The following is a 14,831-nucleotide window of genomic DNA, read 5'->3' as shown; positions in this document are numbered from 1 at the left end:
TCCAGATAAGGTGTGAAAAATCGGTAAACAGTGCCGGCCTCTTCGCGGGCAAGCCCGCTCCCACAGGCATTTCACAATGTTCAAGTCTTGTGCAGACCCTGTGGGAGGGTTTACCTCAGAGCACCCGGCTCTCGAAGCGGCTCACACCCGGCAACTCAATCACCAGCTCATCACCCACATTGAACGGCCCTACGCCCGCCGGGGTACCGGTCAAGATCACATCGCCCGCCTGCAACGAGAAATGCGCCGCCATGTACTGGATCATCGGCACGATCGGGTTGAGCATCAACGCGCTGTTGCCGTCCTGCACCACTTGGCCGTTGAGGGTCAGGCGCACCGGGATGTCGGTCACATCCTCGAAACTGGCCGCCGAAACGAACGGCGGCAGCACGCAGGCGCCGTCAAAGCTCTTGCACAGCTCCCAGGGCAGGCTCTTTTCCTTGAGCTTGGCCTGCACGTCGCGCAGGGTCAGGTCGAGCGCCGGGGCGTAACCGGAGATGGCGTCCAGCACCTCTTCTTCGGTTGGCTTGGTGGACAACGGCTTGCCCAGCAGCACAGCAATCTCGGCCTCGTAATGCACAACGCCACGGTCGGTCGGGATCTTGAAACCACCTTCCAGCGGCACCACGCAACTGCCCGGTTTGATGAACAGCAACGGCTCGCTGGGGATCGGGTTGTCCAGTTCCTTGGCATGCTCGGCATAGTTACGGCCGATGCACACCACCTTGCCCAACGGGAAGTGGATGCGCGTGCCGTCTACGTACTGGTGCTGGTAACTCATGGCCGACTCCTCTGCATACTGCTTATTATTCAGGAGCGAAGATCTTACCCGGATTCATGACGCCGTTAGGGTCGAAGACGGCCTTTATTGCCTTCATGCAGGCGATTTCTTCGGCCGAGCGGCTGTAGCCGAGGTAGTCACGCTTGGTCATGCCCACGCCATGCTCGGCCGAGATCGAGCCGTTGTAGCGCTGGACGATTTCGAACACCCACTTGTTGACCTTGGCGCAGGAGGCAAAGAAGTCATCTTTGCTCATGGCGTCGGGCTTGAGGATGTTCAGGTGCAGGTTGCCATCGCCGATATGGCCGTACCAGACCACCTCGTAGTCCGGGTAATGCTCGCCGACGATGGCATCGATGTCGCGCAAAAACGCCGGCACCTTGGAGACGGTGACAGAAATGTCGTTTTTGTACGGGGACCAGTGGGAGATGGTTTCGGACAGGTACTCACGCAGCTTCCACAGGTTTTTCAGCTGGGTTTCGCTCTGGCTCATCACCCCGTCCAGCACCCAGCCCTGCTCGACACAGTGCTCGAAAGTGGCCAAGGCTTCGTTGGCGACCTCTTCGGTGCTGGCCTCGAACTCCAGCAGGGCATAGAACGGGCAATCGGTCTCGAAAGGCGCCGGCACATCGCCACGGCCCATGATCTTGGCCAGGCCCTTGTCGGAAAAGAACTCGAAGGCCGTCAGGTCGAGCTTGGCCTGGAAGGCATGCAGCACCGGCATGATCGAGTCGAAGTCCGGCGTGCCCAGCACCATCGCGGTGAGGTTGCGCGGGGCGCGGTCCAGGCGCATGGTCGCTTCGACCACAAAGCCCAGCGTGCCCTCGGCACCAATGAACAGCTGCCGCAGATCGTAACCGGTGGCGTTCTTGATCAGGTCTTTGTTCAGCTCCAGCAGCTCGCCCTTGCCGGTGACCACTTTCAGCCCGGCAACCCAGTTGCGGGTCATACCGTAGCGAATCACCTTGATGCCGCCGGCGTTGGTGCCGATGTTACCGCCAATCTGGCTGGAGCCGCTGGAGGCGAAGTCCACCGGGTAATACAGGCCTTGCTCCTCGGCATACGCCTGCAATTGCCGGGTAATCACCCCCGGCTGGCACACCACCGTACGGTCGAACGCGTTGAAATCGAGAATCTGGTTCATGTAGTCGAACGCGACCACAACCTCGCCATTGGCCGCCACGGCACCGCCCGACAGCCCGGTACGCCCACCGGACGGCACCAGCGCGACCTGATGGCGGTTGGCCCAGGCAACGATGGCCTGCACCTGCGCGATGCTCTTGGGGAACACGATGGCCGTGGGCGCTGGCGGGTAATGCTTGGTCCAGTCCTTGCCGTAGGCTTCGAGGGAAACGGCGTCAGTCAGGACCTTGCCAGGGTCGACAAGGGTCATCAGTTCATCAATAACAGCGGGGTGGGTCATCGCTGGAACTCTCGACTTATTCATAGTCACCCTGAGCACTCTTCACCTGTCGGGATAAGCTCAGATTGTGTCGCGTATGCTAGCATAGCCCTCCCGCTGTTCATGCTAAGGCCGACGCCGCGCCTAGCATCACCCCTCGCCATTTTTTCTCCGGGATACAGGTTTACGCAGATGAGCAAGACTTCTCTCGACAAGAGCAAGATCAGGTTCCTTCTTCTTGAAGGTGTGCACCAGAACGCGGTCGATACCCTCAAGGCTGCCGGCTACACCAACATCGAATACCTCACTGGTTCGTTGCCGGAAGCCGAGCTGAAGGAAAAGATCGCCGATGCCCACTTCATCGGCATCCGCTCGCGCACGCAACTGACTGAAGAGATCTTCGACTGCGCGAAGAAGCTGGTTGCGGTCGGCTGCTTCTGCATCGGTACCAACCAGGTCGACCTGGAAGCGGCCCGCGAGCGCGGTATCGCCGTGTTCAACGCCCCGTACTCGAACACCCGTTCGGTTGCCGAACTGGTGCTGGCCGAAGCCATCCTGCTGCTGCGCGGCATCCCCGAGAAGAACGCTTCGTGCCACCGTGGTGGCTGGATCAAGAGCGCGGCCAACTCCTTCGAGATCCGTGGCAAGAAGCTGGGCATCGTCGGCTACGGCTCGATCGGCACCCAACTGTCGGTGCTGGCTGAAAACTTAGGCATGCAGGTGTACTTCTTCGACCCGCTGACCAAGCTGCCATTGGGCAACGCTGTACAGGTCGCCAGCCTGCACGAGCTGCTGGGCCTGGCCGACATCGTCTCGCTGCATGTGCCTGAGCTGCCATCCACCCAGTGGATGATCGGCGAGAAGGAAATCCGTGCGATGAAGAAGGGCTCGATCCTGATCAACGCCGCCCGCGGTACCGTGGTCGAGCTGGATCACCTGGCTGCCGCGATCAAGGACAAGCACCTGATCGGCGCCGCCATCGACGTGTTCCCGGTCGAGCCGCGCTCCAACGACGAAGAGTTCGAAAGCCCGCTGCGCGGCCTGGACAACGTCATCCTGACCCCGCACATCGGTGGTTCCACCGCCGAGGCCCAGGCCAACATCGGCCTGGAAGTTGCCGAGAAGTTGGTCAAGTACAGCGACAACGGTACCTCGGTGTCTTCGGTCAACTTCCCGGAAGTTGCCCTGCCGGCGCACCCAGGCAAACACCGCCTGCTGCACATCCACGAAAACATCCCTGGCGTGCTCAGCGAAATCAACAAGGTCTTCGCCGAGAACGGCATCAACATCTCCGGTCAGTTCCTGCAGACCAACGAGAAAGTGGGTTACGTGGTGATCGACGTTGACGCCGAGTACTCGGACCTGGCGCAAGAGAAACTGCAGCACGTGAAGGGCACTATCCGCTCCCGCGTTCTGTTCTAAGTTTCAGGGCATGAAAAAGGGAGGCCCTGGTGGCCTCCCTTTTTCGTGGGTGCTTACTTCACCTCGACGGTGATCTTTTTCGATTCGACGCTCGGTTTGAACGGCACGTGGTACTTGTCGCCCAATACCAACTGCAAGGTGTGCTTGCCTGGAGTCAGGGTAATGGTCGCCTCGGTTTGTGCCTTGCCGAAGTGCAGCACTTGCGGGCCGGCCGGCAGCGGCACGTTGTTCTCAGGCATCAGGCTGGTTGGCAGGGGCATGTCGGCCACCGGCTCTTTGTCGACGTCCACCAGCAGGTGGTGATGCCCGCTATGCGGGGTCTGATCACCCGCAGGCTTGAGCTCCATGCCCTCGATGCCGAACTTGACGGTGAAGGTCTTGTCGACCGTTGCGCCATCGGCGGGGGAAACGATGACGACCTTGGCATCCTTGGGCGGCTCCTGGCTCTTCAGGGCATCCGCGGCACTGGCGAACACCGAGGCCCCCATCAGCAGACCGGCTACGGCAGCACGCGAAAATAGGCTGTTCATTCACTTCTCCTGTGATTCACTTAAAGACCACTGCCGTTAAAACGTGCGACAGCGGTAGATCACCATAGCCCACAAAGAGAAATATTTCAGTTAGGGTTAAACCTCGCCAAGGCTTCAAGGTCATAGGCTGCGCTCGACCACGACGAGGAAGAAAGCCGTGGCGAATGAAATTCATCTGCCGAATAAAAAAGGGGCATTCATGCGTTCGACCCTAGGCGTACTGCTTGCAGTACTGATCAGTCCATTGGCCCAAGCCGAGCTGATAGACGACATCAACGACCGCGGCGAACTGCGCATTGCCGTGCAGTCCGATACACCGCCCTATGTATTCAGGGAAAACGACCACCTCACGGGTTTCGAGATCGAGTTCGGGCAAATCCTGGCCAAGGAACTGGACCTGCGTGCCGAATTCATCGAAACGCCGGCTGAAGAAGTTCTGCCGGGCGTGGAGAGTGGCAAGTACGACATCACCTTGAATGAACAGAACACCAGTAAACAGTTGGACGTGAGCCAGCCTTATGGTGAGAAGAAACAGGTCATTCCGTTCCAGAAAGACAACCCGGCGTTCGAGAGCGCGGTGAACAATGCCCTGCAACGGATCAAGGACGATGGGCGCATGGCAGAGCTGGAGCAGAAGTGGTTCAAAGGTACCCAGGAGACGGCTGCAGACCAGTGAATGACCGGCTCTTTGTAGGAGCAGCCTTGCGCTGCGAAAGGGCCGGCAAGGCAGGAACGGGTGTTGCAGGTGCGGCCTCTTCGCAGCACAAGGCTGCTCCTACAGGTTCGCCAACGCTTGTTGTGCTTCATCCAGCTCAAGCTCGCTGAACACCAGCACCCCTTCCCGACGCAGCAGCGCCGTGGTCACGCCCTCCCCCGGCACCTTCACCCCGCTGAAGGTGCCATCGTAGGTCAGGCGATTACCACACGAAGGGCTGCCAGACTTGAGCACCGCGACGCGAATCCCGTGCCGGCGCACCAGCGCCAACGCCAGCTGAGCACCGGCCAGAAACGCGTCGCTGACGTCCTCACCCGTCACCGTCAGCACCTGTGCCTGGCCATCGAGCACCGCGCTGCCCTGCCCGCCTGGGATCTCCGCAGGCGGTCGCGGTGTAGGCAAGCCACCGGCCACTTCCGGGCACAAGGGCACTACCCGCCCTGCCGCCTGCCAGGCTTGCAACACATCCGGATGGCCACTGGCGCGGCCGTCATAGCGCACCGGCTGCCCCAGCAGGCACGCGCTGACCAGCACCTTGGGCAACTCAGAACAGGTCATTGCCACGGCGCCGGAACCAGCCAGTCAACGACAGGCGCTCACGCCCGGCCGGCAATACCTCATGGGGCACATCGCCCGACAGGAACACCACCAGGCATCCGGCCACGGGCTGCACATCGTGCTCGACACCCTGCGCCAGGAACATGCGCAGCTGGCCGCCATCGTGTGGCTGCCAGTCTTCGTTCAAATAGAGCACTGCCGAGACCATGCGCCGGTCATCGTCACGAAAGCGGTCCAGATGGCGGCGATAGAACGCGCCCGGCGGGTACAGGGCAAAATGGCATTCGAAATCTTCAAGGCCCAGGAACAGCCCCTGGTTGATGGCCAGGCGCAGCTGGTCCATGGCCGCCAGGTACTGGTCGCAGGCAGCGGCCTGGCCGGGGTCGATCCACTGGATCTGATCACCGCGGATCGCCTCGCGGATCTCCTGTGAAGCCCCGCGTCCAACCCCTGCCGGGTTGAGCTCGCCTTCGGCGTCACGGCGCCGGCACTCGGCCGCCAGCGCGCGCACCAGGTCGGCAGGCAAAAAGAGCGCCTGCTGGGACCAGCCATGGGTGGCCAGATCGTCAACGACGGCCGCAAGCATCGGGTGTTCAGGGGAGATGTGCATGGCGCGCATCATATCCATTAGCCTTGCACTCGCACAGCGCCACTTGGCCGAGAAGCGCGCTGATATCTCGACAAACCGACGCTGGGCCAAGGACAATGGCAGCCTGCCGACAGGAGTCCTGAATGCGCCGTCTGTTTTCCCTGATTCTGCTGATGATCTGCACCATGCCTGTCTGGGCAGACAGCCTGGATCAACTGTACAAGGCCGCCGGCTGGCCCGACCAGCGCGCCCACTTCAACGATGCCCTGAGCGCCGCCCAGGAACGCTATCGCAACAGCCTGCCGCCTGCCGTCTACCAAGCGCTGGTCAACAACAGCAATCAGCGCTTCCAGGCCCAGGCCGTGGACCGTCGTGCCCAGGCGAAACTGCGCGCAACCCTGAGCAACCCTGCGCCAGCGCTGGCCTTCTTCCAGTCGCCGCTGGGCCGCAAGGTGGTGGCTGCCGAACTGCAGGCCACGCGCAAGGACCAGTTGGCCAAAAACGCCAAAGGCCTGCCGAAGGTCCAGGCCAGTGACGACCGCCTGTTGCTTATCGGCCACTTGGCCCAGGCGTTGCCCGCCCGCGAGGCCGGTGCAGAGGTCAGCCTGGCGATTGCCGGCGTCGCCGCCGACAGCCTCAGTTCGATGATCCCCGGCCTGTTCGGCGGCGGCCAGGCCCAGAGCCTGCTCGATGGCCAGCGCCAACGCCTGATGGGCCAGATCGGCGAGGACCTCAACAATACGCTGCTGTACGTGTACCGCGACTTGTCCGACGCCGAGCTGGAACAATTCGCCAACTTCGCCGAATCACCTGAGGGCAAGGCGTATTACCAGGCGGCACTGGCTGCCGTGCGCGCCGGCCTGGCGGTCGGCCAGAGTGCTGCCGACCTCAAGTGATCAGCCCAGGCGCTGGTCGATGAAGGTGAAGTAGCGCTGGCGAATGCCGGGCAGTTCATTGGCCAGGTGGTGCCGCGCCTCGGGCAGCATGAGTATTTGCGGCTCAGTGAACTTGGCCTTGAGCACCTCGAGGTTGTAGGGCCAGTCCACCGTGCCGTCCGCCTCACCTTGCACGATCAAGGGCCGCCGTGTGCTGCGTGGCGCGGCTTCTATGCGCTTGACCCAGGCGATCAGTGCGCCGACCCAGGCCGTGGGTAAACGACGCGGTTGCAGGGGGTCGGCCTCCAGAAACGCTAGGAAGGCCGGGTCGTTGGTGTTTTCGCTGAAGCGCCGTTCGATGCCGTTGACGAAATGGCGCAGCACGCAATAGCTGAGCTTCGACCAACGCCACGAGCTGGGCCGCACCAGCGGTGCGAGCAGGATCACCTGCCCATCGGCTGGGCTTTGCTCGCCCCGGTGCAACAGGTGGTCGACCACGATGGCGCCGCCCGTGCTTTGCCCGCACAAATGCCAAGGCCGCGGCAGGTCCAGCCTGCGCGCTTGCTCGAAGAGTGCATCGAGCACCTGCTGATACAGCGAAAAGTCGCTGATGCTGGCCCGCTCACCGCTGGAAAGGCCATGGCCGGGCAGGTCACAGCTGATCACTGCATAACCCTGGCCCAGTGCCCACTCGATCACATGCCGGTAAAGGCCCATGTGGTCGTAATAGCCATGCAGCAGGAACACCGTGGCCACCGGCTGCGGCGGCAGCCAGACTTGCCCGACCAACTCGAACCCGGCCGCTTGAAAACCACCCAGCCAACTGTGCACGGGCAGGTCCAGGCCATAAAAATGCTGGTAATCGCGCCCCTGCGCCGACAACGGCTGGCGATCGGTCAAGGGCGCGAGGCTGGCACGCAGAAGGTCGGGGAGCAAAGCGGCGGGCATCGGGTACATCCAGAGCGAAGCGAGTATTGATCTGTGATATTCAGCTCTCATCGGCATCATGGCAAGCTTGGACACCTTAACGCGGCTTAACGCAGAACGCTGTGGGAGCGGGCTTGCCCGCGAAGAAGGCGACTCAGAGTATGGCACCGGCTCCGCCGGTGTTCGCGGGCAAGCCCGCTCCCACAGGTCCCTGCCAACTCAATACGTTATGTGTTGCTCTTGCAGAGCGGCACCAAGACCTGCGGACAGTTCATGCATAAGCACATCATAAAGCGCGGGTTGGCAGTGCTTGCCCTGCTGCTCTGCACCCTTACCCTCTGGCAGGCCTACACCACCTTCCAGTCCCGCTACCTGCGCCCGTTCGACAACCAGGCCACCCTGTTCGACGGCAGCCAACTGCGCCTGCCCGCAGAACTGGCCGGCCCCGGCCCGATCCGTGTGGTGCACTTCTGGGACCCGGCCTGCCCGTGCAATGTCGGCAACCAGCAGCACCTGGCCGACCTGGTCGGCCACTTCGCAGGCGACGGCGTCAGCTTCCATGTGCTGCAAAAACCCGGCAGCCACGGCCAGTTGCCCGCGAACCTCAGCGCCCTCAAGCCCCTCGCCAGCCTGCCCGGCAGCGAACACCTACCCGCCTCTCCGGCCGTGGCCATCTGGGACCGACAAGGCCACCTCGCCTACTTCGGGCCTTACAGTGAGGGGGCGGTGTGCAACGCCAGCAACAGTTTCATCGAACCGATCCTCAAGGCGTTGATCGACAACCGCCAGGTGACCGCCTCCAACACCTTGGCGGTGGGTTGCTACTGCCCTTGGGCCGGCTGACGCACCCGCGCCGGGTTACCGACCACCACCGCACCCGCCGGCACATCGCGGGTGACCACACTGCCCGCGCCGACCACCGCGTTGTCACCAAGGGTCACCCCCGGCAGGATGATCGCCCCGCCACCAATCCACACATTGTTGCCAATACTCACCGGCCGGCCGCTTTCCAGCCCGGTGCGCCGCAGCTCAGGGTCGAGTGGGTGGTCGGCGGTGTAGATCTGCACCGCCGGGCCAATCTGGCAATCGTCGCCGATGCGCACCGGCAGCACGTCGAGGATCACGCAGTTGAAGTTGATGAAGGTGTTGCGGCCAATGCTGATGTTGTAGCCATAGTCGCAATAGAACGGCGGGCGGATCACCGTGCCTTCGCCTGCCTGGCCGAAATGCTCGGCGAGCAGGCCGTGACGTGCGTCGTTGAGCAGCTCAAAACTGCTGTTGTAGCGCTGCATCCAGTGCTTGTTGGCAATTTGCTCGGCCTGCAGCTCGGGGCAGCCGGCATGGTACAGCTGGCCTGCGAGCATTTTCTGTTTTTCGCTGAGGGACATGGAAACTCCTTTCGAGGGCTATGCTCTGTGCGCGAATCCGTCGATGATCGGACCACAGTTTCCGTTCGAATGCACAAGGAGTCTCGATGAAGCGCAGCCTGACCCTGTTGGCCGTGGTAATCGCCGTGGCCGCTGGCGCCGGATACGGGTACGTGCACGGCAAGCTGCCGCAACGCGAGGGCGAAGTGGCGATCGCCGGCCTGCAGGCGCCGGTCAGCGTGCGCTATGACAGCCGCGGCGTTCCGCACCTGCAGGCACAGAACGAACAGGACCTGTACCGCGCCCTCGGCTATGTGCACGCCCAGGACCGGTTGTTCCAGATGGAGATCATGCGCCGCCTGGCGCGCGGTGAGTTGGCCGAAGTGCTGGGCGAAAAACTCGTGCCCACCGACACCCTGTTCCGCAGCTTGCGTATTCGCGACCAAGCGGCGCTGATGGTGCAGCGGCTGGACCGCCAATCACCCGCCTGGCAGGCCCTGCAAGCCTACCTGGAGGGCATCAACAGCTGGCAGGCCAGCCACCCCAAGCCGATCGAGTTCGACCTGCTGGGCATCACCCCCCGCCCGTTCACCGCTGAAGACACCCTGAGCATCGCCGGTTACCTGGCCTACAGCTTCGCCGCCGCGTTCCGCACCGAGCCCGCGCTCACCTATATTCGCGACCAGCTCGGCCCGCAGTACCTGAACATCTTCGACCTTGGCTGGCAACCCGAAGGCGCCCTGGCCGCGCCGTTGGCGGCCGCCGACTGGCGCAGCCTGGAGGCACTTGCCCGGCTCAGCCACGACGCGTTGGGCGACGCGGGTATCCCGCAATTCGAAGGCAGCAACGCCTGGGCCGTCGCCGGCAGCCGCACCCGCAGCGGCAAGCCACTGCTGGCCGGTGACCCACACATCAGCTTCGCGGTACCGGCGGTGTGGTACGAGGCCGAATTGTCGGCTCCTGGGTTCAACTTGTATGGCTACTTCCAGGCGCTGAACCCCTTCGCGCTGCTCGGCCACAACCGCGACTTCGGCTGGAGCCTGACAATGTTCCAGAACGATGACGTCGACCTGATCGCCGAACGGACCAACCCCGAAAACACCGACCAGGTGATGATCGACGGCACCTGGCAAACCTTGGAAAAGACCGAGCAAACCCTCGCCGTCAAAGGCGAGGCGCCCGTCACCCTCAGCCTGCGCCGCTCGCCCCACGGCCCGATCGTCAACGAGGTATTGGGCGCTACCGCCGGGACCACGCCGGTGGCCATGTGGTGGGCGTTTCTGGAAACCGAAAACCCGATCCTCGACGGGTTTTACCAGCTCAACCGCGCCGACACCCTGGGCAAGATGCGCGAGGCGGCCGCCAAGGTTCAGGCGCCTGGGCTGAACTTCGTCTGGGCCAATGCCCGTGGTGATATCGGCTGGTGGGCTGCGGCACAACTGCCGATCCGCCCGGCGGGGGTCAACCCGACATTCATCCTCGATGGCGCCAGCCCACAGGCAGACAAGCTCGGTTTTTACCCCTTCAGCGCCAACCCGCAGCAAGAAAACCCCGCACGCGGCTACATCGTGTCGGCCAACTACCAGCCGCCCTCGGCCGTGCCGGTGCCGGGTTACTACAACCTGCCGGACCGTGGCCGCCAGCTCGACCGCCACCTGGCCAACCCTGACGTGAAATGGGATACCCAGAACAGCCAGGCCCTGCAGCTGGACACCGCCAGCGACCATGGCCCACGCACCCTTGCACCGCTGCTAGCGACGCTGCGCTCAGTGGCCGAGGGGGACGAGGAAAAGGAGCTGGTCGAACAACTGGCAGCCTGGAGCGGTGACTACCCCCTGGACTCGATCAGCGCCACGCTGTTCAACCAGTTCCTGTATGAACTGGCGTTCGCGGCCCTGCATGACGAACTGGGCGACACCTGGTTCCCGGTGCTGATCAGCACCCGCGCCATCGATGCCGCGTTGCCTCGTTTGGCCGCCGATGCCGAGTCGCCATGGTGGAGCACGCGGGGGGCGAACACACGCACCGACCGCACTGCGATCGTGCGCATCGCCTGGCAAAAAAGCGTGAAGCACCTGCGAGACACCCTGGGCAGCGACCCGGCCAGTTGGCAATGGGGCAAAGCCCATACCCTGACCCATAACCATCCGCTTGGCGTGAAGAAGCCGCTGAACCTGCTGTTCAACGTCGGCCCGTTCGCGGCGCCTGGCACGCATGAGGTGCCCAACAACCTGTCGGCGAAGATCGGACCGGCACCTTGGCCGGTGACATATGGCCCTTCGACACGCAGGCTGATCGACTTCGCCGATGCCGGGCAGGCCTTGACCAGTAACCCGGTCGGGCAAAGCGGGGTGCCGTTTGATAAGCACTATTCGGATCAGGCTGCGGGGTACAGCGAAGGGCAGTACCAGCGGGCGCAGATGGGGGTGATTCCGGCGCAGAGTACGCTCAGGCTGATTCCTGGAGAGTAGGAGCAGCCTTGCGCTGCGAAGAGGCCGGTGAAAACACTGTGAATTTCGGTGCAGTCACGGGCCTCTTCGCAGCACAAGGCTGCTCCTACCGGGGGCGGGTTTGCCGCGAATGGGCCGCATAGCGGCCCTCGTTACACGATCAACCCTGCCACTTGCCCCCTTCGACAATCACGCTCTCAGGCTTGGTGTCATCGCTCAGTTCCTTGCGCACATACTGGTCATACAGCTTGAGCAGGAACTTCTCTTCACCCAGCTTGGCCAGCTCGGCATTCACCCAGTCGCGCAACTCGGTGTTGCCCTTCTTCACCGCCGGTGCAATCGGTGCCTCGTCGCCCAGCAGCTCAGGCAACACGCGGTAGCCTGGGTTCTGCTTGGCCCAGCTGAACAGAATCAGGTTGTCCTGGGCATAGGCATCGCCGCGGCCAGTGGCCAGGGCTTGCAGCGACTCGCTGTTTTTCTCGAACTTGAGCAGCTTCCAGTCCGGGTGGGTTTTGGTCAGCCAGATATCGGCCGTGGTGCCAGTGGTAACGATGATGGTCTTGTCGGCCAAGTCGTCGAGCTTCTGCACCGCGCTGCCGTCAGCAACGATGGCTTGCACGGCGACGCGCAGGTTGGGGTTGGTGAAGTCCACCGCTTCCTTGCGCTCTGGCGTTACGGTCATGTTGGCCAGGATAAGGTCGACCTTGTCACTCTGCAGGAACGGAATGCGGCTGGCCGGCTCCACGGCAACGAACTCGACTTTGTTCTCGTCGCCCAGCAGGTCCTTGGCCAGGCGGCGACCGATGTCGGTATCGAACCCGACATAGCGCCCCTTTTCATCGACGAAACCGAAGGGTGGCTTGTCGGTGAATACGCCGACGATCAGTTTGTCGCGGGCCTTGATGGTTTCCAGGTAGCTGGTGGCCGGCGAGGCCGCTGCGGATTTGGTGGGTTCTTCGGCCTTGTTGCAGCCGGCCAGCAGGGCCAGGCCGAACAGCGGCGCCAGCAGTTTGGTGAGGTTGGCAGTTTTCATGACAGTTCCTTGTGCAGTGTCTTCGGCAGGCTTTCTACAAAGGAGAATTTCTCCAGGAACTGCTGCGCGCGTGCGGTCTGCGGTCGGGTGAAGAAGCTCTCGGGCTCGCTCTGTTCAAGGACCCTGCCGGCCTCCATGAACACGATGCGGTCGGCCACCGCGCGGGCGAAGGCCATTTCGTGGGTAACGATGAGCAGGGTCATGCCGTCGCGGGCCAGGCCCTGGATCACCTGCAGCACCTCCTTGACCATTTCCGGGTCGAGGGCCGCCGTGACTTCATCGAACAGCATCACCTCGGGGTTCATGCACAGCGACCGGACGATCGCGATGCGTTGCTGCTGGCCGCCGGACAACTGCCGCGGGTAGGCATCGCGCTTGTCCAGCAGCCCCACCCGCGCCAGCAGCGCCTCGGCCTGGGCCTGGGCTTCGGCGCGCTCGCGCTTTTGCACCTTGAGCGGGCCAAGCAACAGGTTGTCGATCACACTCATGTGGCCGAACAGGTGGTAACTCTGGAACACCATGCCTACCCGCTGGCGCACCTGGCGCCAGTCGGTGCGTGGGTCGAGCAGCTCTTGGCCGTCCAGGCGCAGGTGGCCACTGTGGGCTTGTTCCAGGCCATTCAAGCAGCGCAGCAAGGTGCTCTTGCCGCAACCGCTGGGCCCCAGCACTACCAGCACCTCGCCGGCTTGCACCTTGAGGTCGACGTCCTTGAGCACCTGCTGCTCACCAAAAAACTTGTTGAAACCCTGGAATTCGATCAATGCGCTCATGAGTGTGCCCAACGGCGTTCCAGCACGCGCGAAGCGGCGGACAGCGGATAACAGATGATGAAGAAGAACAGGAACAACGCGCCGTAGATCAGCACCGACTCGTAGGTACGCTCGATGATCTGCTGGCCTGCCTTGATCACCTCGACAACGCCGATCAATACCGCCAACGAGCTGGTCTTGATGATCCGCGTATAGAGGTTGATGGTCGGCGGGGTCATGCGCTTGAGTGCCTGGGGCAGCAGCACATAGCCATACAGCTGCCAGCCGGACAGGCCGATCGACAGCCCGGCCTCACGCTGGCCACGTGGCAGCGAACGCAACGCGCCGCGCACCACCTCACCGATTTCGCTGGCACCCCACAGGCCCAGCACCAGCACCGCGCACCAGAAACTGGGGATGCTCACGCCAAAGAAGATCGGCAGGCCGAAAAACACCAGGTACAGCCAGACCAGTACGGGGATGGCACGGAACAGCTCCAGATACACCTGCAGAACGATGTTCAGGCCACGGTTGCCAAGGGTGGCCAACACGCCATACAGCACGCCGCCCAAGGTGGCGAAGAGCATGCCCAACGCCGAAATGGCCAAGGTCTGTGCTGCGCCGCTGGCCAGTTGCGGCAGCGACACCCACAGCAGTTCAGGCGCCGAACTGGCCATGCTGCAGCCTCCTTTCCAGGTACCGCAGCAGCAACGACAGCGGCAGGAACAGCAGCACGCAAAGTAGGGTCAGCACAGCGAGCATTTCGTAGGTTTTGTAGTACAGCGCGATGTAGTTCTTGGTGGTGTAGAGGATCTCGGGAACGGCCACGGCCGAAACGACGGTGGTTTCCTTGAGCAGGAAAATGAAGTTGGCGAACAGCGCTGGCAGGCTGAGGATGCTGGCCTGAGGCAGGATCACATGGCGCAGCAGTTGGCCCTCGGACAGACCGATGGAGCGCCCGGACTCCAGTTGAGCGCGCGGCACTGCTTCGACACCGGCGCGCAGTACCTCGGTCAGGTAAGCGCCGCCCATGAACGTCATGGTGATGATCGCTGCAGTGAAGCCGGAGATCTTCAGGCCCACGCTGGGCAAGGCGAAGTACACGAAGAACAGCTGGATCAACAGCGGGGTATTGCGCGCCAGCTCGACGTAGCCTTTGACCAGGCGCGACAGGTAGGGCGTACGCAGCACCAGTAGCGTGGCGTTGACCAGGGCTACCAGCAACGAGGTGGCGATGGCGATCAGGCCCACCTGCAAGGTCACGCCCACGGCGTTGAGAAACGCCGGCAGGGTGCTGAGGATGAAAGGGATATCGAAAGTCATGGGTAGAACAGTCATGCGGGGTGCGAGGAGCACGATAACTAGACTTTAAAGCTATAAAAAACTTTCAATAAATATCTTTATTGCATATCAATAGTACGGACTAACGCACC

16 protein-coding genes are annotated in these 14,831 nt (G+C 62.5%); 5 read left to right on the top strand and 11 right to left on the bottom strand.

Annotated features, from left to right (window positions below; genetic code table 11):
* Positions 1-115: 115 nt before the first annotated feature.
* Positions 116-781, bottom strand: a complete 666-nt coding sequence (locus GIB19_RS00150; RefSeq protein ID WP_274882629.1) for a fumarylacetoacetate hydrolase family protein — start codon at positions 779-781, stop codon at positions 116-118.
* A 25-nt stretch (positions 782-806) separates the two neighbouring features.
* Complete coding sequence (locus GIB19_RS00145; RefSeq protein ID WP_274882628.1) at positions 807-2,204, bottom strand: FAD-binding oxidoreductase; 1,398 nt, start codon at positions 2,202-2,204, stop codon at positions 807-809.
* Positions 2,205-2,375: 171 nt separating this feature from the next.
* On the opposite strand from GIB19_RS00145, the gene serA reads away from it, so the two are divergent.
* Positions 2,376-3,605, top strand: coding sequence for a phosphoglycerate dehydrogenase (gene serA / locus GIB19_RS00140; protein ID WP_027592284.1), 1,230 nt, complete (start codon positions 2,376-2,378; stop codon positions 3,603-3,605).
* Positions 3,606-3,658: 53 nt separating this feature from the next.
* Here serA and GIB19_RS00135 read toward each other — a convergent pair whose 3' ends face one another.
* The gene (locus GIB19_RS00135; RefSeq protein ID WP_099430722.1) at positions 3,659-4,135 is read right to left on the bottom strand and encodes a DUF4399 domain-containing protein; all 477 of its coding nucleotides are present in this window, start codon (positions 4,133-4,135) and stop codon (positions 3,659-3,661) included.
* A 199-nt stretch (positions 4,136-4,334) separates the two neighbouring features.
* On the opposite strand from GIB19_RS00135, the gene GIB19_RS00130 reads away from it, so the two are divergent.
* Positions 4,335-4,811, top strand: a complete 477-nt coding sequence (locus tag GIB19_RS00130; RefSeq protein WP_099430723.1) for a transporter substrate-binding domain-containing protein — start codon at positions 4,335-4,337, stop codon at positions 4,809-4,811.
* Positions 4,812-4,910: 99 nt separating this feature from the next.
* On the opposite strand, the gene GIB19_RS00125 is transcribed toward GIB19_RS00130, so the two are convergent.
* Positions 4,911-5,408, bottom strand: coding sequence for a DUF523 domain-containing protein (locus tag GIB19_RS00125; protein ID WP_274882626.1), 498 nt, complete (start codon positions 5,406-5,408; stop codon positions 4,911-4,913).
* A complete protein-coding gene (locus tag GIB19_RS00120; RefSeq protein WP_274883338.1) occupies positions 5,395-6,027 on the bottom strand; it encodes a 2OG-Fe(II) oxygenase in 633 nt (210 codons plus the stop codon). Before GIB19_RS00120 ends, GIB19_RS00125 begins: the two co-directional genes overlap by 14 nt.
* A 113-nt stretch (positions 6,028-6,140) precedes the next feature.
* On the opposite strand from GIB19_RS00120, the gene GIB19_RS00115 reads away from it, so the two are divergent.
* Entirely contained in the window at positions 6,141-6,893 is a 753-nt protein-coding gene (locus tag GIB19_RS00115) for a DUF2059 domain-containing protein (RefSeq protein ID WP_027592279.1), read from the top strand.
* Here the strand turns inward: GIB19_RS00115 and GIB19_RS00110 are convergent, their stop codons facing one another.
* Positions 6,894-7,820 (bottom strand): alpha/beta hydrolase, encoded by a 927-nt coding sequence (locus GIB19_RS00110; RefSeq protein ID WP_099430725.1) that lies wholly within the window; start codon positions 7,818-7,820, stop codon positions 6,894-6,896.
* A gap of 252 nt (positions 7,821-8,072) precedes the next feature.
* Here GIB19_RS00110 and GIB19_RS00105 point away from each other — a divergent pair, with 252 nt between their 5' ends.
* Positions 8,073-8,642, top strand: coding sequence for a DUF6436 domain-containing protein (locus GIB19_RS00105; protein ID WP_274882624.1), 570 nt, complete (start codon positions 8,073-8,075; stop codon positions 8,640-8,642).
* On the opposite strand, the gene GIB19_RS00100 is transcribed toward GIB19_RS00105, so the two are convergent.
* On the bottom strand, positions 8,621-9,187 hold the full coding sequence (locus GIB19_RS00100; protein WP_027592276.1) for a sugar O-acetyltransferase: 567 nt from the start codon (positions 9,185-9,187) through the stop codon (positions 8,621-8,623). The two genes, GIB19_RS00105 and GIB19_RS00100, sit on opposite strands and share 22 nt — an antisense overlap.
* A gap of 86 nt (positions 9,188-9,273) precedes the next feature.
* Here GIB19_RS00100 and GIB19_RS00095 point away from each other — a divergent pair, with 86 nt between their 5' ends.
* Positions 9,274-11,637: a penicillin acylase family protein gene (locus GIB19_RS00095; RefSeq protein ID WP_274882623.1), complete on the top strand. Its 2,364-nt coding sequence runs from the start codon at positions 9,274-9,276 to the stop codon at positions 11,635-11,637.
* 139 nt (positions 11,638-11,776) lie between these two features.
* Here GIB19_RS00095 and GIB19_RS00090 read toward each other — a convergent pair whose 3' ends face one another.
* Genes GIB19_RS00090 through GIB19_RS00075 form a run of 4 tightly spaced genes read right to left on the bottom strand, consistent with a single transcriptional unit; the run spans position 11,777 to position 14,721 of the window.
* The gene (locus GIB19_RS00090) at positions 11,777-12,649 is read right to left on the bottom strand and encodes a transporter substrate-binding domain-containing protein (RefSeq protein ID WP_274882621.1); all 873 of its coding nucleotides are present in this window, start codon (positions 12,647-12,649) and stop codon (positions 11,777-11,779) included.
* Positions 12,646-13,419, bottom strand: a complete 774-nt coding sequence (locus tag GIB19_RS00085; RefSeq protein WP_274882620.1) for an amino acid ABC transporter ATP-binding protein — start codon at positions 13,417-13,419, stop codon at positions 12,646-12,648. Before GIB19_RS00085 ends, GIB19_RS00090 begins: the two co-directional genes overlap by 4 nt.
* Positions 13,416-14,075 carry an amino acid ABC transporter permease gene (locus GIB19_RS00080; RefSeq protein WP_085272210.1) on the bottom strand — a complete coding sequence of 220 codons (660 nt, stop codon included), beginning with the start codon at positions 14,073-14,075 and terminating at the stop codon, positions 13,416-13,418. Before GIB19_RS00080 ends, GIB19_RS00085 begins: the two co-directional genes overlap by 4 nt.
* Positions 14,056-14,721: an amino acid ABC transporter permease gene (locus GIB19_RS00075; RefSeq protein ID WP_027592271.1), complete on the bottom strand. Its 666-nt coding sequence runs from the start codon at positions 14,719-14,721 to the stop codon at positions 14,056-14,058. The genes GIB19_RS00080 and GIB19_RS00075 overlap by 20 nt, the downstream gene beginning before the upstream one ends.
* Between the last annotated feature and the right edge of the window lie 110 nt (positions 14,722-14,831).

It is taken from the genome of Pseudomonas sp. ITEM 17296 (assembly GCF_028895205.1).
Lineage (GTDB): Bacteria > Pseudomonadota > Gammaproteobacteria > Pseudomonadales > Pseudomonadaceae > Aquipseudomonas > Aquipseudomonas kermanshahensis.
The sequence above is the reverse complement of the archived record's forward strand: the minus strand, read 5'-3'. Positions and strand labels throughout refer to the sequence as shown.